The organism is Roseobacter sp. MED193, assembly GCF_000152965.1.
Classification (GTDB): Bacteria; Pseudomonadota; Alphaproteobacteria; order Rhodobacterales; family Rhodobacteraceae; genus Pseudophaeobacter.
Map to the genome: position 1 here is coordinate 463,192 of NZ_CH902583.1, position 24,233 is coordinate 487,424.

The 24,233-nt window shown below is 56.0% G+C and carries 21 protein-coding genes; 7 read left to right on the forward strand and 14 right to left on the reverse strand.

Annotation, left to right across the window (positions count from 1 at the left end; genetic code table 11):
- Positions 1 to 245: 245 nt before the first annotated feature.
- Both ctrA and MED193_RS04700 read right to left on the reverse strand, forming a co-directional pair.
- Entirely contained in the window at positions 246 to 965 is a 720-nt protein-coding gene (gene ctrA / locus MED193_RS04695; RefSeq protein WP_009808500.1) for a response regulator transcription factor CtrA, read from the reverse strand.
- A gap of 125 nt (positions 966 to 1,090) precedes the next feature.
- Positions 1,091 to 1,369, reverse strand: coding sequence for a DUF1153 domain-containing protein (locus MED193_RS04700; protein WP_009808501.1), 279 nt, complete (start codon positions 1,367 to 1,369; stop codon positions 1,091 to 1,093).
- A 149-nt stretch (positions 1,370 to 1,518) separates the two neighbouring features.
- On the opposite strand from MED193_RS04700, the gene mnmA reads away from it, so the two are divergent.
- Together mnmA and MED193_RS04710 are read left to right on the forward strand one after the other, a co-directional pair.
- Positions 1,519 to 2,664 (forward strand): tRNA 2-thiouridine(34) synthase MnmA, encoded by a 1,146-nt coding sequence (gene mnmA, locus MED193_RS04705; RefSeq protein WP_009808502.1) that lies wholly within the window; start codon positions 1,519 to 1,521, stop codon positions 2,662 to 2,664.
- Between the two features lie 79 nt (positions 2,665 to 2,743).
- On the forward strand, positions 2,744 to 4,795 hold the full coding sequence (locus tag MED193_RS04710) for a hypothetical protein (protein ID WP_009808503.1): 2,052 nt from the start codon (positions 2,744 to 2,746) through the stop codon (positions 4,793 to 4,795).
- Between the two features lie 9 nt (positions 4,796 to 4,804).
- Here MED193_RS04710 and lpxB read toward each other — a convergent pair whose 3' ends face one another.
- From lpxB to pyrH, 12 genes are all read right to left on the reverse strand, one after another.
- Positions 4,805 to 5,968 (reverse strand): lipid-A-disaccharide synthase, encoded by a 1,164-nt coding sequence (lpxB, locus tag MED193_RS04715; RefSeq protein ID WP_039965893.1) that lies wholly within the window; start codon positions 5,966 to 5,968, stop codon positions 4,805 to 4,807.
- Entirely contained in the window at positions 5,965 to 6,753 is a 789-nt protein-coding gene (locus tag MED193_RS04720) for an LpxI family protein (RefSeq protein ID WP_009808505.1), read from the reverse strand. The genes lpxB and MED193_RS04720 overlap by 4 nt, the downstream gene beginning before the upstream one ends.
- 4 nt (positions 6,754 to 6,757) lie before the next feature.
- The gene (gene lpxA, locus MED193_RS04725) at positions 6,758 to 7,543 is read right to left on the reverse strand and encodes an acyl-ACP--UDP-N-acetylglucosamine O-acyltransferase (protein ID WP_009808506.1); all 786 of its coding nucleotides are present in this window, start codon (positions 7,541 to 7,543) and stop codon (positions 6,758 to 6,760) included.
- Positions 7,544 to 7,548: 5 nt separating this feature from the next.
- A complete protein-coding gene (gene fabZ, locus MED193_RS04730) occupies positions 7,549 to 8,013 on the reverse strand; it encodes a 3-hydroxyacyl-ACP dehydratase FabZ (RefSeq protein ID WP_009808507.1) in 465 nt (154 codons plus the stop codon).
- A 74-nt stretch (positions 8,014 to 8,087) separates the two neighbouring features.
- Positions 8,088 to 8,642: an OmpH family outer membrane protein gene (locus tag MED193_RS04735; protein WP_039966656.1), complete on the reverse strand. Its 555-nt coding sequence runs from the start codon at positions 8,640 to 8,642 to the stop codon at positions 8,088 to 8,090.
- A 94-nt stretch (positions 8,643 to 8,736) separates the two neighbouring features.
- Positions 8,737 to 11,139, reverse strand: a complete 2,403-nt coding sequence (gene bamA / locus MED193_RS04740; protein WP_009808509.1) for an outer membrane protein assembly factor BamA — start codon at positions 11,137 to 11,139, stop codon at positions 8,737 to 8,739.
- A 487-nt stretch (positions 11,140 to 11,626) separates the two neighbouring features.
- Positions 11,627 to 12,976, reverse strand: coding sequence for an RIP metalloprotease RseP (rseP, locus tag MED193_RS04745; RefSeq protein WP_009808511.1), 1,350 nt, complete (start codon positions 12,974 to 12,976; stop codon positions 11,627 to 11,629).
- A 4-nt stretch (positions 12,977 to 12,980) separates the two neighbouring features.
- Positions 12,981 to 14,153 (reverse strand): 1-deoxy-D-xylulose-5-phosphate reductoisomerase, encoded by a 1,173-nt coding sequence (dxr, locus tag MED193_RS04750; RefSeq protein ID WP_009808512.1) that lies wholly within the window; start codon positions 14,151 to 14,153, stop codon positions 12,981 to 12,983.
- Positions 14,154 to 14,168: 15 nt separating this feature from the next.
- Positions 14,169 to 14,915 carry a phosphatidate cytidylyltransferase gene (locus MED193_RS04755; protein ID WP_039966658.1) on the reverse strand — a complete coding sequence of 249 codons (747 nt, stop codon included), beginning with the start codon at positions 14,913 to 14,915 and terminating at the stop codon, positions 14,169 to 14,171.
- Between the two features lie 50 nt (positions 14,916 to 14,965).
- Entirely contained in the window at positions 14,966 to 15,724 is a 759-nt protein-coding gene (locus tag MED193_RS04760; protein WP_009808514.1) for an isoprenyl transferase, read from the reverse strand.
- A gap of 8 nt (positions 15,725 to 15,732) precedes the next feature.
- Positions 15,733 to 16,296, reverse strand: coding sequence for a ribosome recycling factor (gene frr, locus MED193_RS04765; protein ID WP_009808515.1), 564 nt, complete (start codon positions 16,294 to 16,296; stop codon positions 15,733 to 15,735).
- Between the two features lie 350 nt (positions 16,297 to 16,646).
- Positions 16,647 to 17,393: a UMP kinase gene (pyrH, locus tag MED193_RS04770; protein WP_009808516.1), complete on the reverse strand. Its 747-nt coding sequence runs from the start codon at positions 17,391 to 17,393 to the stop codon at positions 16,647 to 16,649.
- 153 nt (positions 17,394 to 17,546) lie between these two features.
- Between pyrH and miaA the strand changes: the two genes are divergently transcribed.
- From miaA to MED193_RS04795, 5 genes are all read left to right on the forward strand, one after another.
- Positions 17,547 to 18,413 (forward strand): tRNA (adenosine(37)-N6)-dimethylallyltransferase MiaA, encoded by an 867-nt coding sequence (gene miaA / locus MED193_RS04775; RefSeq protein ID WP_009808517.1) that lies wholly within the window; start codon positions 17,547 to 17,549, stop codon positions 18,411 to 18,413.
- A 342-nt stretch (positions 18,414 to 18,755) separates the two neighbouring features.
- On the forward strand, positions 18,756 to 19,460 hold the full coding sequence (locus tag MED193_RS04780) for a helix-turn-helix transcriptional regulator (RefSeq protein WP_368072267.1): 705 nt from the start codon (positions 18,756 to 18,758) through the stop codon (positions 19,458 to 19,460).
- Positions 19,461 to 19,884: 424 nt separating this feature from the next.
- Positions 19,885 to 21,555 (forward strand): ABC transporter substrate-binding protein, encoded by a 1,671-nt coding sequence (locus MED193_RS04785; protein WP_009808519.1) that lies wholly within the window; start codon positions 19,885 to 19,887, stop codon positions 21,553 to 21,555.
- A 162-nt stretch (positions 21,556 to 21,717) separates the two neighbouring features.
- Entirely contained in the window at positions 21,718 to 22,764 is a 1,047-nt protein-coding gene (locus MED193_RS04790) for an ABC transporter permease (protein ID WP_009808520.1), read from the forward strand.
- 15 nt (positions 22,765 to 22,779) lie between these two features.
- Positions 22,780 to 24,222, forward strand: a complete 1,443-nt coding sequence (locus tag MED193_RS04795; protein WP_009808521.1) for an ABC transporter permease — start codon at positions 22,780 to 22,782, stop codon at positions 24,220 to 24,222.
- The last annotated feature ends 11 nt before the right edge of the window (positions 24,223 to 24,233 follow it).

Genomic DNA, 24,233 nt, shown 5'->3' on the forward strand with positions numbered 1-24,233 from the left:
CGTTTCTCGCCGCGTCCAGTGATCCCAGCGTAAGAAAATGCACCATGAAGGAGTCACTGGCGCAGGGAACCATCCTGTCCAAACAACAAAAAACCCGCCGAAGCGGGTTTTTCATCGCAGCATGGGAGTGCAGCGTTAACCAGAATTGCAATATCGCAACATCGCAAGAGTTTATGCGGACCCTAACCCAGGTCCGCCACTTTGGTCTGATAGGCAGTTCACCTAACCGGCCACAAACTGTCGACTTAGGCGCCTACGGCCATGCGGTGGCCACCAGACATCTGATCCTCCTGAGGGTCGCGCAGGACATATCCGCGCCCCCAAACGGTTTCGATATAATTGTCGCCACCTGTCGCCGTGCTGAGCTTTTTGCGCAGTTTGCAGATGAAAACATCGATGATTTTCAGTTCGGGTTCGTCCATGCCGCCATAAAGATGGTTAAGGAACATCTCCTTGGTCAGGGTGGTTCCCTTCCGCAGGCTGAGCAGTTCCAGCATCTGATACTCTTTGCCCGTCAGGTGAACAGTCTTGCTGTCTACCTCAACAGTTTTGGCATCCAGATTTACGGCAATCTTGCCAGTTTTGATGATCGACTGGGAATGACCTTTGGAGCGGCGAATGATGGCATGGATCCGCGCCACCAGCTCTTCGCGGTGGAATGGTTTGGTCAGGTAGTCATCTGCACCAAAGCCGAAGCCTTTGATCTTATTATCAGTATCATCCGCACCAGACAGGATCAGGATTGGCGTTTCAATGCGGGCCATACGCAGCTGGCGCAAAACTTCGTGGCCATTCATATCCGGTAGACCAAGATCCAGCAGGATCAAATCGTAATCATAGAGTTTTGCTAGATCGATCCCTTCCTCACCCAGGTCCGTAGAATAGACGTTGAGGTTGGCATGGGTCAGCATCAGCTCAATGCTTTTTGCTGTGGTTGGATCGTCTTCGACCAGTAGAATGCGCATGTTGAAAGTCTCCGCCTGTAACTGTTTCCCTTAGGTTGCGTTAACCCTGATCGAAAAAGGTTAATGGCCCGTTACCATAATCGTTAATAATCAACTTTGACTCAAGTCTTCACTTGAAAAAGGCCTCAATGTTTACGGTACTGTTTTAGACGGGTGGTCTTGAGCGCCTCTTCACCATGGTCGGCGACGGCGGAAATCCAGCTGCGGAACTCCTCTTCGCTTAGCCCGTAACGGCGCAGAGCTTCAGTTTGCGGAATCAACCCATAAAGCACCCCGCGCACCACAGCGGCCTTGCGCGAGGCCACCCAGCGTCTGGTGTTTTCTGGTGGCAAATCCGCGCGTGTCATCGTAGTGCCATCCGGCAATGTCACGGCGCGCGGGCCCTCAACTTTCTTCAGGAACATGCCTTTACCCTTGTTCGATGCATCATAAATCCGGTCAGAGACAGTTTTTGCCTAGTCTACTTAATGAGCCATGAACCTGCCCCCTTGAGAGTCTGTAGGATTTTCATATATTCTGCGATGCTTGCCCCCTTGATCTAAGGAATTGCCTGATGGCACTGGATACTGACACTCCGCTGAACTCCCTTGGCTTTGCCAAACCGCCCGCTGAAACCCGCGTGGTGGTGGCGATGTCCGGGGGCGTCGACAGTTCCGTGGTCGCCGCCTATCTTGCGGATCAAGGCTATGATGTGATTGGGGTCACTCTGCAGCTCTATGATCACGGGGCAGCTTTGGCGAAAAAAGGCGCTTGCTGTGCGGGGATTGATATTCACGATGCCCGCCGCGTCGCTGAAGAGCGCGGCTTTCCGCACTATGTACTTGATTATGAAAATATTTTCAAAGACGCCGTGATTGATGAATTTGCCGACAGCTATCTTGCAGGGGCCACGCCTGTGCCCTGTATTCGCTGCAATGAGCGGGTGAAATTCAAGGATCTTCTGGAAACGGCCCGCGACCTGGAGGCCGACTGTATGGCAACAGGCCACTACATTCAGCGCAAGATGGGCGACAATGGAGCAGAATTGCATAGCGCGGAAGATGCGAATCGCGACCAAAGCTACTTCCTATTCTCCACCACCCCAGAGCAGCTGGATTATCTACGTTTCCCTCTGGGGCATCTGCCCTCCAAGGACGCGACCCGCGAAATGGCGGCGCAATATGGCCTCGCGGTCGCGGATAAACCGGATAGTCAGGACATCTGCTTTGTCCCGGATGGAAACTATACCTCCGTTATCGAGAAATTGCGTCCTGGCGCGGCAGAGCCCGGTGAAATCGTCCATGCGGATGGCCGCGTGTTGGGAACCCATACCGGTGTCATTCATTACACGATCGGCCAACGTCGCGGTCTGGGCATCGGCGGTTTGACAGAGCCGCTCTATGTGGTGCGTTTGGACGTGGACAAAAAACAGGTGATTGTCGGCCCCAAAGAACTGCTGGCCACGCGCACCATTCCGGTACGCGAAATAAACTGGCTGGGGGATGCGCCATTTGACAGCCGCCAGGAGTGGAATGTCATGGTCAAGGTGCGCTCCACCCGCCCGCCGCGCGAAGCAATCATTCGCCCGCTCAGCGCCACGACGGCCGAAGTGGAGCTACTGACCCCAGAAGAAGGTGTGTCCCCCGGACAGGCTTGCGTGTTCTATGACAGCGACAGCAGCCGTATCTTTGGCGGTGGTTGGATCTGGCGCGGCTACTAAACAATCAGCATTTAGGTGCTAGGCATCCCCCCTCTACATGCTACAGTTGCTCAATTTTAGCACTGTAGAGAATAGAACGATGCCATCAGATCCACCTGAGACCAAAGGTGACGCGGACCCCAAGCCCTCCAGCCAGGTCACCCGCTCTGTCATTCGCAGCATGGCAGAGGAATGCAATGACACCGCCCAGCATAACCACCGTCTGGCGCAAAATCAGTTCCAGACCATTTGGTTACTGTTGATGGGAGGATTGGCTCTGGTGCTGGTCCTTCCGTTCATCATTCAGAAATTGGACGACTTCTTATCCGAAGGTCGCAAACTTGATCCCGCCATTATCGAAGACGCCAAAACCGTGGACGAGTCCTTAAAGGACATCCAGACCAACCAGAACGCTGACAGAGAAACCGTGACCAGCAGACTTAGTGAGCTGACCACCCAGCGTAATCAGGCTGTTTCGACTGTAGAAGAACTCGAAGCAGACCTGAGACGCACCCTGGCTCCGCCACTCTCGACATGGGAGGAAGTAGGGCCCTATGGATACGACAAGATCGAGGTCCAGCTCCACCGCCGCCTTGCGGACGACACATTGGCCGGCATGGCATGGGATATGAATAGCTCCCCAGGGCAGGCGGTATTTGTGGAATGGTCAAATGGCATTTTCGAAACCTCTCCCTTCCCCAATACGTTCTCCGATGATGTAACATTCGCCGCGATGACCCAGCTGCCCTCGGGCGCGCTATTGGTCGGGAGCAACTCTGGCTTCAAGAGTGGAAACCCCAAGTTTCACATTACCCGCAGAGACAGGGATGGCTGGCAGGAGATCTACACAGCGCCAGGTACTCTTGTAGACATTAAAACTACAGAAACCGGAGAGGTTTTTGCCTTTGGATCTAGCAAGGTATCAGAAACACAAACGGAACCGGTTTTGATCCAAGTTGTCGGACTGGGCCAACCTAAACCGGTGCAGGACGCCTTGAACCTTATCCCCACAGACAGCATGATTACCTCCGTTTTGGATCGCGCAGATGGAACATTGATTGTCTATGGGCTCACGATGACCCCTGCGGGAACCGGCAATACCCGCTTTACCCTGTCGCGCAGCCCCACAGCTGTTTGGGCTTCGGTAGATATAGTGCCAGGTTTTGAAAACCGCGCCCAACTTTCGGATCAGAGCCCAAAAGAACTGGTCATTGGCCAGCCTCTTGATGCGCCTGAATCGCCCCCTCGTATCCTGGCCATCACCTCTAATTTCCAAAGCCCAAACCGCCTGTTGTCCTCCGTGGACGGCCTGACGTGGCAACGGCCTCAAGGGGAAACCCCAACTGAGGTCAGCGCACTGACCTATAGTGAACGATACGGATTTGTCGCAGCTGGCATGGTGGGTACAAGAGAGCAAAAATCCCCCAGAATCTGGCTTTCGAGAAGTGGTACGAGTTGGACAGCTCTGAGTTTTGAACAATACGGATCCGGTCTGGACTCCCCCTTTACGCAATTCACCTCTCTCCCCTCTGGTGAGATCTTCACAAGTGGCAGACAGGGGAACTTCCTCAGTTTTCAATTAGAGGACCAAGGGGACAAAAGTCTTTCCGCTCAATTGGAGCAGAACCGCTTTAATAGCCCGGACCTGTCACCACCAGGAACCGCTGACACATTACGTGAATTGGAAAACCAGCTTAGAGATATCGAAACTGTTAGTCCGCTTATTGACGATCAGCAGAAAATTGTCGCACGCGCCAGTGCCTATTCAAAGACGCTGGAAGACTCGATCAATAAATATGACGAGGTCCGTGCAGCTTTGGATCAATCTCTGCGAAGCAATGAATTGACGCGCCAGATCACCCAAACCGCAACGCGGGTCGCCGTTATTGGCATGCTGATCTATCTCGTACAGATCGTGGTTAACCGATACCGCTATCTCCAACGGCTGGCGAGTTTCCATCAGGCCCGCGGGCAAGCTCTGCAGATCCTGGCAGATCAGGAAGATCAGTCCCTACTCAAAGGTATTACGATCTCCGATCTCGCGGCATTGTTGTCTCCAGACAGTATCGGTTTTGATTCCGCACCAGAAGCGCCAACCCAGCAGATGGTCGCCCTGCTGCAAGCCGGAATTCGCGCGGGCAACAAATCATAGGGCCCGCGCCTAGTGGGCCAACCCTCGCAGCACGGCCTTCGCAGCACGCAAACCAGGTGCCTCTCCCCCCTGCCCCAGCCGCTGCATGGTGACTGCCATCGCCGCCTTTTGCAGCTGCGGCGCCTTCGCCAGCGTGTCCAGTTGCGCAGCGATGTTTTCCGAAGTGCACTCTGGCCCCAGACACTCCGGCACCACACGGGTCTCGCTCACCAGATTGACCAACGTTACGGTATCCACCAGCGCCATGCGCTTCATCACCTGCCAGGTTAACCACTGAAAGCGATAGGCGATGACCATCGGCGTTGCGGCAGCTGCCAGCTCCAATGAGACCGTGCCTGAAGCAGCAAGCGCCAGATCAGGCGCGGCAAAGGCGGCACGTTTTATCGCGCCATAGGTCGCGCCCTCATAGGCATTGGGGTCCAGAAACAGCGTGTTTTCGGGCCAGTTCGCGGCCTGGGCCCGCACGAGATCAGCCACGGGGGCAGCACAGGGAACAACGACCCGGTAGCCAGGGTGGAAATGCGCAAAAGCTTGCAGAGCCTCCCCAAAAACCGGCCCCAACCGTGTGACCTCGGATCGTCGGGAGCCGGGCAAAGCCAGGACCAGCGGCGCATCGCCAAGATCAAACTGGATGCGAAAATCGCTTATCTCCGCCTCTGTGGCCAAGGGTTCTGCCACCACCGGATGGCCAACAAAGTCACATTCCATCCCCGCCGCTTCCATCAGTGGGGGCTCGAAAGGCAGCAATGCCAGAACCTGATCAATGCTCTTTGCCATCTTCACGGCCCGCTTGGGCCGCCAGGCCCAGACCGAAGGCGCCACATAATGGACCGTGCGAATGTTGCTGCCCGCCTTGACCAGGCTAGCCACCCGCAGAGAAAAATCTGGGCTGTCGATTGTGATCAAAACGTCAGGCTTTTGGGCGATCACCGCCTCTGCTGTCTCACGAATGCGACGTTTCAGATGGCGGTACTTTGGCAGGACCTCAGCCAGTCCCATTACCGACAGTTCTTCCATAGGGAAGCGAGAGCGCAGCCCCTGCTCTGCCATCAGGGCGCCGCCAATGCCCTCAAAGCACAGGTCGGGGCGCAGGGCCCTCAGCCCAGCCATCAAGGCTCCCCCCAGCCTGTCTCCCGAGGGTTCACCCGCCAGGATAAAGACCTTGAGGCTCACGAGGCGCGCAACCAGAGGAACAGACCAAGGCGGTCACAGGCAGCAACCACTTCTTCTTGTTCCAGCACGATGACGCTCCCAGCCTCAAGCACGATCCCGGACAATCCAGCCTGCGCTGCCAGTTCAACGGTCTGCGGCCCCACAGCAGGCAGGTCCGCCCGCCGATCCTGACCGGGCTTTGGCGCTTTGAACAAAATGCCCCCCTGCCCATCGGGACGCTGCCGGAGGCTCTGTAGCATCCAATTGGTGCCAAATGTGTTCTCAACCGCAATGGCCTGCCGGGCGCGAATGGCGCAACACTGACCAATATCCGCTGCGCTCATGGCGGCAACCACCTCAGCGCCCCGATCCGCATCCGCCTTGTCCAAGGCCCCGGGCTGAAACTTGCTGGCCACGCCCTCTGCCATCAACAGCTCTGGAGCGACCTCATGGGCTGCCCGCAGGGTAAAACCCGCCTGCTCAATAAGCCCCATGACAGCCCGCAATGCGCCATCATCCCCGGCCCCCAAAGCAGCCTGGATCACTGGCACCATGGGCAAGGTAGCGGCGTCTATGGCCGTTGGATCAATAGGTGGGCGATTGACCGCCCCGGCGAGGCAGACCTCAGTAACACCGGCTGATTTCAGCCGCGCCAAAAAACTACCCAGATGTTCGATGCGAAAAGAAATCTCCGCATCAACACAGTCCGGCTCAGAGCCCTCCATGGCACAGATCAAAGGTCGCTTGAGCTGACGATCACAGACTTCCTTGGGCAAGAGGCCGGTTCCGGCAATGACTGCGAGCATGGGTTTAGCCTCCGGGCGTCAGGAAAGAGCGATCAGTCTCACCAGTGATAAAGGTAACGATTTCTTCGACATAAGCGCTCTCGGTCTCCTCCCCCAAACGGCGGGCCCGTTCCTGGAAAGTCCCTTCGCCCTGGGCCAGCATCTGAAAGGCCGCCCGCAAGGCAGTAATATCTGAGCGCGTGACTCCGCGGCGCTTGAGGCCCACAAGATTGAGACCATCCAAACCGCCACGCGGTGCCTGCACCAGGCCGTAAGGGATCACATCATTGGTCACCATAGTGACAGCGCCAATAATGGCACCACGGCCGATGCGCACCCATTGATGAATGCCGGACAAGCCGCCAATAATCACATCGTCTTCCAGCACACAATGCCCGGCCACAGCAGCGGAGTTCACCACAATGACCCGATCGCCGATGATGGCATCATGGGCAATATGACAGCCCGCCATAAACAGCCCATCATCGCCAATTCGGGTGATACCGCCGCCCCCTTCGGTCCCGGCATTCACCGTGACATGTTCACGAATGCGGTTACGCTTGCCGATAACGGTACGGCTTTTTTCGCCCTGGAACTTCAAATCCTGTGGAATCTCGCCAAGAACAGCAAAAGAAAACACAACAGTGTCATCGCCAATTTCACAGTCGCCAGCCACGACCACATGAGACTTCAGCGTGACCCGCTCCCCCAGTACCACTTCAGGGCCAATATGGCAGAAGGGGCCGATCTCGCAGCCCGCGCCGATTGTGGCGCCCTCTTCGATTACGGCACTGGGATGAATTTGGCTCATCTTATTCAATCCTTTTGCACATCCACCATGGCGGTGAACTCTGCTTCCGCCGCGGTTTCCCCCTCAACCGTGGCAAGCCCTTTGAATTTGAAGACTTTGCCGCCAGGCTTGCCGCGCAGAATTTCAACCTTCATCTCCAGGACATCGCCAGGAATAACCTTGCGGCGGAATTTGCACTTGTCGATATTCATGAAGTAGATCAACAGGTCGCGGTCGACCATATCCAACGCAACCCCCAACATCACACCAGCGGTCTGAGCCATGGCCTCAACGATGGTAACCCCCGGCATGATTGGCGTGCCAGGAAAATGACCCTGAAAATGGGGCTCGTTCATGGTCACATTCTTGATGCCACGTGCTGAGTTGATGCCATCAATGTCCACAACCTTATCAACCAAGAGAAACGGGTAGCGATGCGGCAGGATCCGCTGGATCAGGTGAATATCGGCGCTTTGCAGATCAGCGGTCATGGCAAGTATCCTGTCTTTGATGTGTTTGAAACGTCCCTATCAACTAGGGCAATTTTGAGCAAGCTCGCGGCGCTCTATTGGTCCTCAGCCACCTCTGGCTGGCCAAGCCCATCTCCAAGAACCTTATCGATCCGGGAAATGGCAAGATCGGTAATATCCACAACATCGGCGCTTAAAAAAACGGTGGAATGGTCTAGGATCGCACCAGCGCCGGTTTCACGCATGATCCCCTCCAGCACTGGCAGCGAGGCGACAAAGAACTCATGGCGCGCGGTCTCTCCCATCTGGTTGATCTCGCGGAGCTTGTGATCCTGTGTACTGCGGGTTTCTTGCACCTTCCGGTCAAAGGCATCCGCGAGGGTACGAAAGGCCTCTGCCTCCATGGTGCTACGCCGCTGGGTCAGGTCTTGCTCCTCAGCGCGCAAATCGGCTTCGATATTGCGGTTCTCTGCTGTCAAAACAGCACCTTCTGCTTCGATTTCTCGGGCGACCCTCTTGCCAAACAGGCTTTCTGAGAACAGCCGGTCAGGCTGAATGGTCAGCAAACCGCTTTGGGGCGTTCCAAGCTGAACTTCGCGCCCCAGCTCGAACCCGCCAAGCGGCAGAGCCTGCTGCGCATGGGATGGCATCCCCCCTGACATCAGCGCAGTAAGCGCCAGCCCGAAGGCCAGCGCTTGGTATTTTCGAACAGGCAGATATGTCATCACATGCCCATTCAAGGCGTTAGAACCGCGCCTGCAGAGTTAGGTCGAAGCTCTGTTCTTGGTCAAAGTCTTCTTTCTTGAGCGCTTTGGAGAAGTTGAACCGCAGCGGACCCAGTCCGGTTGTCCACAAGATAGAAAACCCAACGACATGCCGGAAAGACCCATCGCGCCCAACAATGTTGGTACTGCCGGAGGTATCAACATCGTTGAGCCCCCAAAGATTGCCAACATCATAGAAAAGCGCCCCGCGCAGCCCCAGTTCTTCTGGAAGTCCCAGCGGGAACTCGGCATCAAACCGGGCTACGGCAAAAACGTTGCCGCCCAGGAAGTCATTATACGTCCCGCCATCAGCGCGCGCCGAAACGTCCCGAGGGCCAATCCCGCCCGGTTCAAAACCGCGCATAATAGCAGGAGACAGAACATATCGGTCCAACGACCGGCTGCTGTTATTGCCCATCCAGTGCAGAGCCCCGGTTTCCAAGGTGGCCCGTAGGGTCACCTCTTCGTTCAGGATCATTTTCTGAGCCACAAACTTTGTGCTGGTTTTCAGATACTCGTTATCACCACCAAGTCCGGCATAGTCTGCGCCGACTTCAAAAAGAAATCCTGCGTTGGGATCCAGTCCCGTCAACCGGCTATCATAGGTATACTTGAGCCCCACAATACTGCTGGACCGCTCCCCTTGTGCGATTTCGTTGACAACTGTGGGTGCCGCAGCTGGGTAAGTGCCCCCAGTAAAGGTCCCATCTGCCCGAGCAATCATCTCTGAGGTTTCCCAACGATAGCTCATCCGTAATGACGAACTCTCGCTCAGCTTGAACGAAAGCGCAGGGGAAAAGAACGCCCGCTTGGTATCATATTCAGAAAAACTAGAATCCGATTCCGCAAGCCCAAGGTCAAAACTGAAACGAAGATCCCGGCCTAAGAGATGCGGCTCCACAAAGCCCAGGATATATTCATCTGATTCAGTTGCGGTCGCGATGGAGAAGGACAGACGTTGCCCACGGCCCAAAAAGTTGTTCTCTGTCAGGCCAACTGCAATGCCTAAACCATCGTTCACAGAATAAGACCCGCCAAGGCTCAAAGAGCCCGTTGGCTGCTCGGCGACATCAACATCAACAACGACCTGCTCCGGAGAGCTGCCTTCGCGCACATCGACGTCGGATTCAGAGAAGAACCCAAGCGCCCGAATGCGTTCCGCGGTGCGCCGAATTTCACGCGGATTGAACGGATCACCCTCTACGGTGCGGAACTGCTGACGAATGACCCGATCCAAAGTCGTGGTATTGCCTTCGATATCGATACGCTCAACAAAGACCCGCGGCCCGCGGGTAAGGGTATATTCCACATCAAGGGTCAGATCGCGGTCATTGCGCGTCACCCGAGGTTCGATACGCAGGAAATCAATCCCCAGACGCAGCGCCAGATTTTCAAGCCGCTCAATCTCTCTCTCGACGATCGTTGGCGAATAGATGATGCCCGGTTTGGATTTAAGCGCGGCCCGGAATTCATCCGCATCGGCCTCAGGCACATCACTGGTCACCGTGATATCGCCAAAGGAGAACTGCTGCCCCTCAGAGACATCAACAACCAGGAACACGGCATCGCGCTCACGGGTGACTTCTGCATTGGCACTATTGACCCGGAAATCGACATAGCCGCGCGACAGGTAGAAATCACGCAGGACTTGTTTGTCAAAATCGATCCGATCTTCGATCAACGTGTCCTTGTTGATAAAGGCGCGCAGGAAACCGGCCTGTTTGGTTTCCAGAACCCGCCGCAGCCTGCGATCAGAATAGACCTGGTTGCCAAGGAAGGAAACGCGTTCAACCTCTGTAGTGTCGCCTTCGGAGATCTCGAACACCAGATCCACCCGGTTATCGCTGCGGCGAATGATCCGTGGGGTCACACGCGAGGCAAGCCGCCCCTGCACACCGTAGGCTTCTGCAATTGCGGCAGCGTCCTGTTCTGCGACGGCAGGATCGAACACACGGCGCGGGGATGATTCGATGATCTCAGAGAGATTCTCATCCTTGATCCGGCGGTTGCCTTCGAAATTGATCTTATTGATAGTCGGGAACTCGGTCACTTTGATGACCAGAGTATTCCCCTTGGGAACCAGCTCGACGCTTTCGAAAACGCCACTGTCGAGAATATTCTGATAGGCGTCGTTCAGCTTACCGGCAGAGACGGTCTTGCCGCGCTCGATACCAGTATAGGCAACAATAGTAGAGCTTTGGATACGCTGGTTACCCTCGACCTGAACATTGTTGAACCGGTAGTTTTGCGCTTCGGCAAAGTTGGGTGACAGCCCAAGCCCGAAGGTAACGGTTAGGGCGATAACAGATACACCCCGATACAAAATATTGGTACGCTTCACGCGCTTACCGCAGGATATGCCCACGTTCTTGCCCCAGACCATCAGTATTTACCCGAAATTAATAGCAGCTTAACACTGTGCGTACCGGGTTTGGGAGCGGTTGTCAAAACCAAGAAAAAAACACGCGAGCAGGAACCCGCGCGTTGACTGGCTGAGAAAATTCAAACTTATGATGATATTACAAAGCGGCCAGCCAACTGCCAGCGCAGAGGGACAACAGGATGAAGGTTGCAGAGAGCGCCCGATCCCAATTCAGACGCAATAATAGAGCAAGTCCATTTTCAGTTTCAGCCGGTTTTAACATCTGGCTTTGCATGACAAGTTCCCCCAAGGACAGGCTCAGGTTCTGACGTGCTCCCTGGGGCCCCTATAGGGCCTTTCACCAGGTCTGGTCGGTCAAACCCTGCGCGTTAATGCAGATTACCAAATCACTAATCCAAGAATGTGGCATGAGTTTGGCACGGCCCGAATGAGGAAGGGGCGCCCCTCTTTGATCTCACCGCATCATTAGGAGGGACTGAGCCCCCTGTCAGCAGAAGATGTCGTTGCTCAGCGCAAAGACCATCAATGACAGGATCATCGCAATGCCCACGGTCATCAAGATCTGCATGGCACGGTCACTGGGCGGGCGCCCCACCACGGCCTCATAGGCGTAAAAAACCAGATGGCCCCCATCCAGGGCTGGGATTGGAAACAGGTTGAGCAGTCCAACAGCCGTCGACAGAACCGCAATAAACCGGATGAAACTGGCCGCACCCTGGCTTGCTGTATCACTAGAGGCTTTGGCGATACCAATAGGACCAGACAGGTTACAGGTGCTGATCGCGCCAGTAATGATATGACCAAGCCCCGAAATAGAAGAGTGGACGACAGTCCAGACCTGGCCGACGCCTGTCGAAAGCGCCCGGCCAATGGAGGTTGGTACGGTCTCATATTCAATAAGGTTGCCGCCGCCAATGCCGATCAGCCAACGACTGGTGAACCCTCCATCCGCTGTGGGCAGGTCCATTTGGCGCGGCGACAGCGACATTTCCAGCGTTGCTCCCTCGCGCGAGATCTCTAGAGACAGCTCCGACCCTTTTGTTTCTGCGACCTTATCGACCAGTTGACCGAAGGCAAAGACCGGCTCGCCGTCCACCGCAGTGATGAAATCTCCCGCTTGCAGCCCCGCATCCGCAGCAGCACTGCGTGGCGTCACAGACGCGACATAGGCTGGAGCAAAATGGGTGTCCGTGAGGCTAAGTTCCATCCCATCGCGGCGGACCAGATAGTCCAGACTTGGAGTGAGCGGCAATGCATCACGAAATTCAGTCCAAGCCACTGTGTCGCTCAGCGCAGGAACAGGTTTGCCACCAACCTCCAACAACTCATCTCCTGAGCGCAGCGTGTTTTCAACGCCCGGAACAGGTACCAAAGCCCCAACAGTCAAAGGGTCGCGCACCATTCCAAAATAGAGTGACAGGGAGGCAAAAACGGCGATCGACATGACAAAGTTGAACACAGGCCCCGCGACAACGGTAGCGGCACGCGCCCAAAGCGGCGCCCCATGCATCGTACGCCGCAGCTGCACCGGATCGGCCGCTGCTGCCTTGATCACGTCTGAATCCTTGCCAGAGGCCGCATCCGCATCCCCCAGAAACTTCACATACCCCCCAAACGGCAAGGCTGCGATTTGCCATTTAGTGCCGCGCTTGTCTTGGCGGCTCCACAGCACTGGACCAAAGCCGAGCGAAAAAACTTCGGCATGAATGCCGGACCATCGCCCGACGATATAGTGGCCATATTCATGCACCGCCACAATCACCGAAAGCGCTACAACAAAACTGACAACAGTATAAAAAAGCCCGCTCAGCTGCGGGAGAAGTGCGATTAGGTCCAAAACTTTACCCTATGCTTTGAGCTGCAGCCACATCAGCCGCCTTGCGGGCGATGTGGTCAATCTGAGTGACACTATCAAGGGTCATTGCGGAATCAATGAGGCTGCTTTGCGTCTCAATTTGTTCCAAAACCCGGGCGGTGATCTCCGCCATGTCAGTAAACCGGATGCTTCCGGCAATGAAATGGTCCAATGCGCGTTCCTTTGCAGCATTGAACACGGCGCCCATCAGGCCGCGGCGCTGCATGACGTCGCGGGCCTGCGCCAGTGCCGGGTAGCGTGCCAGATCGGGCTGGCGAAAGTTCAGCTGGCCGATGGCCGCCAGATCCAGCCGTGCAACTGGCAGGTCGCGGCGCTCGGGCCAGTGTAGCGCATAGCCAATGGCATGGCGCATATCCGGGGCCCCGAGATGGGCCATCAAGGCGCCATCGCGAAAGCCCACCAGTGCATGCACCAGAGATTCAGGATGAACCAACACTTCGATCTGCTCCGGTTCCACGCCAAAGTATTCCCGTGTTTCAATGACTTCCAGCGCTTTGTTGAACATAGACGCGCTATCAATGGTGATCCGTTGCCCCATGTCCCAATTGGGATGCGATGAGGCCTGCGCCAGCGTGGCCTGCTTCAGGTCTTCCAAAGGCCAGTCCCGAAATGCCCCACCAGAGGCGGTTATGACAATGCGCTCCACCGCCGAGATGTCTTCGCCCACAAGCCCCTGAAACACAGCCGAATGCTCGCTGTCCACGGGCAGCAGGCGCGCACCATATTGTTTGGCCGTTTCCAGCAACAGCTCACCCGCGCAGACCAGGGATTCCTTATTAGCCAGCGCCAGCGTAGTGCCATGCTCCAGCGCCTTGAGCCCCGGTGCCAGGCCCGCAACCCCGACAATAGCTGACATAATCCAGTCCGCAGGGCGCGTTGCAGCCTCGATCAAGGCCGCCTGCCCGGCCGCCGCCTCAACCCCGCTGCCGGCAAGAGCCTCCTGCAAAGCAGGGAGCTGATCCTCATAGGCGGTAACTGCCAGCTCTGCACCCAGGGTAATGGCATCTGCGGACAGTTGGGCAATGTTGCGCCCCCCTGTCAGTGCCACCACTTCATAGGCTGAAGGCGCGCGTTTGATGAGGTCAATAGTGCTTTGACCAATTGAGCCCGTGGCCCCAAATATAGAAATTTTCCGCATCTGCTGGCTCTCAGACTATCCCAGGAAGGTGTAGAGAAACAGGAACATCGCAGCAGCGCCCAACATCCCGTCAAAGCGATCCAACAAGCCACCATGCCCAGGAATAAGCCCGCTGGAATCCTTAACCCCAGTCTGGCGCTTCAAAGCGCTTTCCGCCACATCCCCCGCCTGACTGGCCATCGAAACCAGTACCGAGGCCAAGACCATAGCAAATCCCATATCGAATAGGGGTGCCGCCCCAGCGCCAACCAGCGCAGCGGCAATCCAGCCCGCAGAGGTGCCGGACCAAGTCTTTTTCGGGCTGATGCGCGGCCAGAGCTTTGGCCCTCCGATGGTTTTTCCTGCGAAATATCCGGCCACATCGGTCGCAACCACAACAACGGCCAACCAGATCAGCCAATCCGCCCCCAAGGAAAGCCGCATCCAGACGAAACTATAACCAGCAAGTCCAACCCAAAGCGCAAAGAAAGCAAACCGCAGCTTGGCGGGTTTGGAAACAAAAACCCACCCTTGTACAACCGGCACCAGCAGCAGGATTACACCCAGCCAAGTCGGCAGAAAAGTGGCAACAAAAACGGCGCCAGCTGTCGCGAACCCCAGTTGGAGCGCTGTGTCAGGTCGACGGGGTGCCAACATCTGGCTCAACTCCCAGACCATGCCGCCACAGCACAGAGCAATCACCAGAGTAAAGACCAGCCCTCCGGCCCAGATCGCCCCAAGTCCCACTGCAACCATAACCAAAGCCGATATGATGCGGGGCATCAGATCTCCCCAGCGGCCCTTGGTGCCTGGCTCATTTGCATGTGGTGACGTCATGGCGAAACCGCGCCAAAGCGGCGCTCTCGAGCACCAAATTTAAGACACAGGCGGCCCAGTTCCTCAGCGGTAAAATCAGGCCAGAGCGTATCGATAAACTCATATTCCGCATAGGCCGACTGCCAGAGCAGAAAATTGGAAATCCGTGCTTCACCGCTGGTGCGGATCACCAGATCAGGGTCAGGCAACACATGTGTGTCCAGATAGCGCGGCAAAGTCTCTTCGTTGACATCTTCGGGACGCAGCTGTCCAGAGGCGACATCCTGAGCCAGTCGTTTGGTGGCACGGGCAACCTCATCACGACCGCCATAGTTAAGAGCAATGGTCAAGTGGATGCCGTCGTTGCCCTTGGTTTCATGCTCCAGCTCATCCATCAGTTGGACCAGCTTTGCATCCAGACGCAGACGATCGCCAATAAAGCGCACCCGCACATTCTGCGCCGCTAGGGCCTTCATTTCTTTGGAAATGTAGCGGCGAAACAGGCTCATCAACCCAGAAATCTCAACCTGGGTCCGCTTCCAATTCTCGGTAGAGAAGGCAAAGATGGTCAGATACTTGACCCCAAAACGTGGGCAGCATTCAACCACTTCGCGCACGCGGCGCGCACCGGCATGATGGCCAAACAGGCGAGGCCTGCCCCGCGCCTGAGCCCAACGGCCATTGCCATCCATGATTATAGCAACGTGCCGCGGGCCTGAAGAGACCTGCTCTTCTGGGGCGCCACAGTCAGTATTGGTATTGGGATCAGAAGGCATATAGCGGATCAGACCTGCATGATTTCTGCCTGCTTGTGCTCAAGCGCATCATCAACAGACTTGATCATCGCATCCGTTAGATCCTGCACTTCAGACTCCCAGAACTTCTGGTCGTCTTCGGACATACCGTCGGACTTAGCCTTTTTGATCTGATCCATACCGTCGCGGCGCACATTGCGGATTGAGACCCGGCAATGTTCAGCATATTGGCCCGCAACCTTACCCAGCTCGCGACGGCGCTCTTCGTTAAGTTCGGGAATAGGCAGCATGATGATGGTACCGTTGAGCTGCGGGTTAATACCCAGGCCAGAATTACGGATAGCCTTTTCCACCGGCCCCACCAGGCCCTTATCCCAGACATTGATGGTCACCATACGTGGTTCTGGCACGTTCACTGTGCCAACCTGGTTGATCGGCGTCATCGAGCCATAGGCCTCAACCATCACCGGTTCCAGCATGGCGCCCGATGCGCGACCGGTGCGCAAAGAGGCAAATTCAGTTTTTAGATTCGCCATCGCGCCATCCATGCGGCGTTTCAGATCGTCGGTATCCAGTTCGAAATCGTCAGACATTCTACTCTCTCCCCTGACTTGAGGCAGTGTTTTATCTGCTCATAAGCCATTGGTCCGTCATTGTATAGCGATCATAAGAGGGATTTCGCCCTTCATGGCTGGGCACAGGAGGTCGGTGCAGCTGCCGATTGCGCCGAGCACTGAAACGAAATTGCGCGCGATGGCGGGCCATCACGCGCAGATATGATATTGGGGTCCAGGGGGGACCATGGCACCCCCGAGGTAGAAAAATTCTCCCGGTTTTCACATCCTGTGAACGATGCCTAGCCCGTCTTTAAGCCATCAAGGTATCAGCAATATGACAGCGCAAAACTCGTTTTTAGAGCGGAAAACCTGCAAGCCCTCAGGGTTTAGCCCTGCACCTTGGTATAGGTTCCTTCGCCTGCCAGAATACCACGGAACCCACCTGGTTCATCCAGAGAGAACACGATGATCGGGAGGTTGTTGTCCCGCGCCAGAGCAATCGCCGAGGCATCCATCACCCCAAGCCGCTTTGCCAGAACATCATCAAAGCTGACACTGTCATAGCGCTTGGCATCAGCATGTTTTTCAGGGTCTTTATCATAAACCCCATCAACTTTGGTGCCCTTAAAGATCACCTGACAGCCCATTTCATTGGCGCGCAGCGTGGCCGCGGTATCGGTGGTAAAATAGGGGTTCCCAGTGCCTGCGGCAAAAATGCAGACCCGCTTTTTTTCAAGGTGGCGCACCGCACGACGACGGATATAGGGCTCACAGACTTGATCCATTGGGATGGCAGATATCACCCGACAGAAAACGCCCAGATCTTCCAAGGCGCTTTGCATGGCCAAGGCGTTCATGACCGTAGCCAGCATCCCCATGTAATCGGCGGTGGTACGCTCCATCCCCTGGGCTGCTCCGGACAGCCCCCGGAAGATATTGCCGCCGCCGATCACCATGCAGATCTCAACGCCCATATCATGCACGGACTTCACTTCGCGTGCGATGCGCTGAACAGTGGGAGGATTGAGACCAAACCCCTGGTCGCCCATCAATGCCTCACCAGAGATTTTCAGCATGACACGGTTATAGGTAGCGTCTGGGATAGTCTCCAGCGTTTCAAGATCAAGGGGCATGTTGCGCTCCGGCAGATGAGGGGGTTAGTTTGCGCGGCAAAATGAAGCAAAATGCGACGGGTTTCAATGCGGCTCAGCCGCTTTCCTCGTTGTTTCTGATCTGCTTCTCACCTGCCTCTGGCCCAAATGCGCTAACCTCTGGACGGAACCTTCATGCAACTGCCTGATCTTGACCCTGACAAGCCTGTCCTTCTGGCAGGTCCAACGGCTTCCGGTAAGTCGGCTTTGGCCATGGAAATCGCACAAAAACAAGGTGGTGTGATCGTCAATGCAGATGCCAGTCAGATCTATGACTGCTGGCGAGTGGTCACCGCTCGCCCTTCAACGGCAGAAGAGAACAGCCTGCCCCATCATCTCTATGGCCATGTTAAATATGATGCACAGTATTCAGCCGGTCACTGGCTGCGCGAGGTCAAACCGCTGCTCGATGGTCCTGAACGCCCCATTATCGTTGGTGGCACCGGGCTCTATTTCTCAACCCTAACGGAAGGTCTGGCAGAAATCCCCCCGCCCCCCGCAGAGATTCGCACCCAAGGTGATTCCCTTTCGCTTGCAGTTCTTCTCGCCCAACTCGACCCGCAGACCGCCGGGCGTATAGATTTGAACAACCGCGCCAGAGTCCAGCGCGCATGGGAGGTTTTGCAGTCAACAGGGCAGTCACTGGCTGAATGGCAAGATGATACCCCTGCCCCCATTTTGCCCATTGAAACCTGCAACTCATTGGTGATGCACAGTCCAAAAGACTGGTTGGAGCCGCGGATACGCCGCCGCTTTGATCAAATGATAGAACAGGGTGCCCTCGAGGAGGTTGAGGCGATGCGAGACCGCTACGATCCAGCCCTTCCCGCCTGCAAGGCCATCGGTGTTCCCGAACTGATGGGCTATATCACAGGAAGTCTCACGCTTGAGGAAGCACGCGAACAAGCCGCAATCGCCACGCGCCGCTATGCCAAACGACAACGCAGTTGGTTTCGCTCCAGAATGAAACACTGGGTGAGAATTGAATCCAGCACCCTGTAAGATTCATAAACTGTAAGCCGCAACAATTTGTAATTGATAGACTGGGTCAGCGGAGAACTCCAAGAAAGGCCATTCACGCTCCTATCCGATGGGAACAGAGTGCGAGCCTGAACCTCTGACCACAAACAAAAAAGATCCGTAAGATAGATACAATTTTCGCAATACTTGCCCGAATCAAAAATTCATGCGCTGTTTGTATTTAATTGAACCAGTTGATGAAGTTATTTCCTCTGCATGCCCTTTGATCCTAATCCCAACGAAGAAATCCAGGTAATCCCTCTTTCTCAGTTGGTATCATATGGCGCTTGGCAAACCGAACTTCCTCACGACCGCGGCGAGCATATGTTGATCTGGATCACCCGTGGCCAGGGGCGTATGCTCATGGATGGCAATCAACGTGGGTTTAGCACCCATAGTGCATTGTTCTTCCCCGCAAGATCGCTGTGGTCCGTTGAATTTGGCCGCCAATGCATAGGCCAGGCCCTTAGAATCCCCGTCTCAGCCCCGGTTGCGACCCCGGATAAGCCGCTGCATCTGAAAATCTCTGACGCCCGCGAGCAAGCACGGCTGAACACGCTGCTGGAAGCTATGGTTCAGGAACAATCCGGCCACCCCGCACTATGGCGCCGGGCATTGCAATCCTACAGTGAGCTGATCAGCATCCAGCTGCGGCGCCTCCCGCCATCGGGCCCGCTCCCTCCCGAACGACCCTCTGCAGCTCGGCGTCTCTCGCAGTCCTATTGCCAGCGTGTCAGTGAGTTTTATAACGCGCGCACCACCATGGCGGATCATGCCGCAGCGCTGAATGTTACGCCAACCCATTTGACGCGTGTCTGCAAATCAGAAACCGGCAAAACCGCAGCCGCCTTACTCACAGAACGTCAGCTCTATGCAGCGCGTTGCCTTCTGGCCTTTTCGGATATGCCGATGCGGGATATCGCGGACCAGATTGGCTTTGGCAGCCCAGCCTATTTCACCCGTTTTATCACCCAGCACACCGGCCAAACCCCCAGCACCCTGCGAAGATCCTCTCGCAAGCGACAATGAGGAGCGCCAGCTGCTCTCAATACTGTTTCGCCGAGATCTGCGTCTTTAAGTCTGCGAATGTGAAGGCGTTTCCAACGAATCCCCTTTGGCCCGGCAGACTGCGTTCGGTGTTTTCCACCGATCCAACAGGCCTTTGAACTCAGAATACCAGCTCGATTCGCCCTAGGGGCGAACAGCACTAGGCACAAGTGCCTAGTTATCCGCGAACCTCAGGCAGATAATTCAAACCCGACACCAAAAATGTCGCTTTTAATACCATTATCGCCGATTCTATGCATTGACCTACCCTCAGAACTAGGGCGGAATGAAGGCATCACAAGGCAGCAAGCCACAACAGCACCCTTTCTGGCGGTGAGCTCAGAAAGAAACTGGCAATGTCCAGATGGGGTATACATCCCCAGCGGTGCGCCAAAGGGAGACTCGAATGACCCAAGATTCCACTACAGATGTGACCACACACTGGGCTGCAAAAATGCATGCCCGCGAAGTGATTGAAGGCAAACTGGACCGACGCGAGTTTCTCACCCGCGCCACTGGCCTGGGTGTCAGCGCAGCCGCAGCCTATGGGCTGATCGGTTTGTCCGCACCAGCGCAAGCGGCAGGACATGCTCAAAAGGGCGGCACCCTGCGCATGCAGATGGAAGTACGCGCGCTCAAAGATCCCCGCACCTATGACTGGACCCAGATCGCCACATTCACCGCCGGTTGGCTGGAATACCTGGTTGAATACAACAGCGACGGCTCTTTTGGTCCCATGCTGCTGGAAAGCTGGAGCGCCAATGACGATGCTACCGAGTACACTCTGAATGTCCGCAAGGGCGTCAAATGGAATAACGGTGACGACTTCACCGCCGAAGACGTGGCGCGCAATATCGCCGGTTGGTGCGACAAGAGCGTCGAAGGCAACTCGATGGCCGGCCGCATGGCTTCCCTGATTGATGAGGCAACTGGTAAGGCTGCTGAGGGTGCGATTACCGTTATCGATAGCCACACTGTTTTGCTGAAAACCCAGACGCCTGATATCACCATCATTCCCGGCATGGCCGACTACCCGGCAGCGATCACCCATGCCAGCCATGATGCGGCGACCATGCTCGATAATCCTATTGGCACTGGCTACATGCTGCCCGAAAGCATGGAAGTGGGCGTCAAAGGCGTCTTGGTGCGCAACGAAGGCCATGACTGGTGGGGCTACGGCGCAGGCATGGGCGGTCACCTGGACCGGATCGAATTCATCGATTACGGCACCGACCCGGCTGCTTTCCTGGCCGCGTTTGAAGCCGAAGAGATCGACATGAATTGGGAATCTGTCGGTGAATATGTGGATATCTTCTCCGCAATCGGCCTGACCCAGTCGGAAATCCCATCGGGCTTTACCATCGTCATCCGGCCCAACCAGCTGGCCGAAGTGGACGGCATGAAACCCTATGGCGACAAGCGGGTCCGTCAGGCCCTGGCTATGGCAGTGGATAATAACGTTTGCCTGGAACTGGGCATGTCTGGCTATGGTATTCCCGCCGACAACAGCCATGTCGGCCCGATGCACCCAGAGCATGACCCAAGCGTCACCCGGATGCCCTTTGATCCTGCCAAAGCCAAGGCGTTGATGGACGAAGCGGGCATGGGCGACTACGAGCACGAGCTGCTGTCGATCGACGACGACTGGCGTCGCAACACCACAGATGCGGTGGCTGCCCAGTTGCGCGACGCCGGTATCAACGTCAAGCGGACCATTCTGCCCGGCTCGACCTTCTGGAACGACTGGGCGAAATATCCGTTCTCCTCGACCAACTGGAACCACCGCCCACTGGGTACGCAGGTTCTGGCCCTGGCCTATCGCTCCGGCGAAGCCTGGAACGAAAGCGGATTTGCCAACGCTGAGTTCGACGCACTGCTTGCCGAGGCAAACTCGATCGCTGATGCGGACAAACGCCGCGAAGTAATGGGCAAACTGCAGGCCATCATGATTGACGAAGGCGTCACCATCCAGCCCTATTGGCGCACCGCAATGCGCCATCACCGGGATACTCTGGTCGGTGTTGACAAACATATCGCGGACCTGCCGCAGATCTACAAATGGGCCCTAAAAGCCTAAGTTAATCTATTTGGGCCGTGCGGCACTCGCGCGGCCCATTTTTGCTGGACCCGAAAACCACAGCCAAAGACAGGGCGCAACCGCGCCCAGCAAAAGCGCACCGGCAACCTAGGCACAAGCACAGGTAAAGAACCGAGCGCATAGCCACCAACGGGGGCATCCATGGGACTGTTTATCCTCAGACGCGTCGGGATCATGATTCTGACCGCTCTGTGTCTGACATTTGTCGTGTTCTTCATGACAAATCTCTATCCGAACCTAGAAAAACTAGCCAAAACCCAAGGCAATTTCCGCATGTCGGACGAAGCCGTTGCCAGTTGGCTGGAAAAGGGCGGCTACTTGCAGTCCACACCAAAGAAATACCTCGAATGGGTTGGCTTGGCGCCCTCCTACCAGCATCAGGCCGAGGATGGCACCATCACGGGCCGCTGCATCACGCCGGGCATGGATCCAAAGGATGCCCCCCGGTTCTGTGGTATTCTGCAAGGCTACTGGGGCTACTCCTCTGTCTTTAAGGACGAAGTCAGCTCTATTGTTGCGACCCGCCTGTCGCTCACGGCGATACTGATGTTTTGGGTGATGCTTGTCATGGTGCCCTCGGCGCTCATCCTCGGCGTTTTGGCGGGGATGAAGGAAGGATCCGCCACCGACCGAACACTATCCACCGTTGCCATCACCACGACGGCGACCCCGGAATATGTCTCGGGTGTCTTGTTCATCGCCATTTTTTCCTCCTCCGCCGTTGGGCTGAAGTGGTTCAAAGGCACCGCGACCAGCGCGATGGACAGCCCCAATCTGGAGAACTTCCTGCTGCCGGTACTGACCATCGCCCTTTATGGTATGGGTTATATCGCGCGGATGACGCGGGCCTCGATGACCGAGGTGATGACGGCGCAGTATATCCGCACCGCGCGGCTCAAAGGCGTGAGCTTTCCCAAAATCGTATTGAAACATGCCCTGCGTAATGCGCTGATCGCGCCCTTCACGGTGATCATGCTGCAGTTCCCGTGGCTCCTGAACGGCGTGGTGATCGTCGAGACCCTGTTCAACTACAAGGGCTTTGGCTGGACGCTGGTGCAGGCGGCGGGCAACAACGACATCGAGCTTTTGCTGGGCGTTTCTGTTGTATCTGTCCTTGTCGTTCTGATCACGCAGCTGATTTCTGACATCGGCTATGTCTTCTTGAACCCACGCATTCGCATCACATAACGGAAGGAGACAGACATGGATCCCCTCAGCTGGACCGGCAACATCGCCTTCCTCGACCCTCTTCTATTCTTCGCGCTGGGGCTTCTCGCCCTCTCGGTTCTGGTTTGGATCGTACTAAGCGCTGTGCTGCCGGAAAACCGCGCAATTAATGTCACCGGCGGTAGCGCCAGCCTCAGTTCCGGCCCCCTAGTGCTGGCGGCATTGGCGGTCAAGGCTGCCTTTCTTGCAACATCCGCCCTAGTCGCGGTTTATTTGTTGCTTGGCATTGTGATGGGCACAGGCGCTGGCATCATCGGGGCTATGGCCCAGCGGTTATTGCCAGTCTGGATCGCCCTGGTGCTGCTTTTCACCCTGTCGATCCTCTTCAAACGCAAGCTGGGCCTTTATGGCAAGCTGTTTGACAGCCCCATCGGCATGATCGGGTTTGCGCTGGTGATGTTCTGGGTTTTCACTGGTTTCTTTGGCGCAGTTGACATGATCATAACCCATGATCCACTGGCGCAGCTGTCAGGCCTGAAAAACAAAGTCCCCGGCACGCCGCTGCGCAGCCCAGAGGATGGTGATTTCCTTTGGTATCTACTGGGTGGCGACAACCTGGCCCGCGACGTTTTCAGCCGTATGGTCAAAGGCGCCTGGGAAGTGGTCAAAATTGCCCCCTTGGCAACAGTTTTTGCCTTTATGGTTGGCATCACCCTTGGTCTACCTGCCGGGTATTTCGGCGGAAAGCTCGACACGTTCTTGTCCTTCTTGGCAAACCTGATTCTGGCTTTTCCGGTAATCCTGCTGTTTTATCTTTTGGTCACACCCGAGATCGTACAGACTGGCCTGCCCCAGTTTATGGCTGTTGTGCTGTTTGCCTTCCCGCTGATCTTTTTCTTTGTGCTGATCAATGCGCGTTACCGCACCCAGCCTCAGAAGAACTATCTCTGGCTTGCAGTGGTCTTGCTGCCGATGCTGGCGCTCTATCTGATGGTGGTAAATGCTCCTGGCTCCAAAGTGGATATCTTACCCACAGCTTTGGACCGGATTGATATTCCAGGCGGTATCCTGGTGGTCTTTGTTTCGGTGGTTTTTGTGAACTCTCCCACGGTATTTCGTATCGTGCGCGGGCTGACCATGGATATCAAAACCCGCGACTATGTGGCGGCGGCCCAAACCCGGGGGGAGCGTCCCTGGTACATTATGCTCTGGGAAGTGCTGCCAAATGCACGCGGGCCGCTGATCGTCGACTTCTGCCTGCGCATCGGTTACACCACCATCCTTTTGGGAACGCTGGGATTTTTTGGTCTAGGCCTGCCGCCGGAAAGCCCGGATTGGGGCTCGACTATCAATGAAGGGCGCAAGCTATTGGCGATCTATCTGCACCCTGCCCTCCCCCCTGCTTTCGCACTGCTGAGCATGGTTTTGGGTCTCAATCTACTAGCGGATGGGCTGCGTGAAGAGAGCCTGAAGGACTAATCCATACTGGC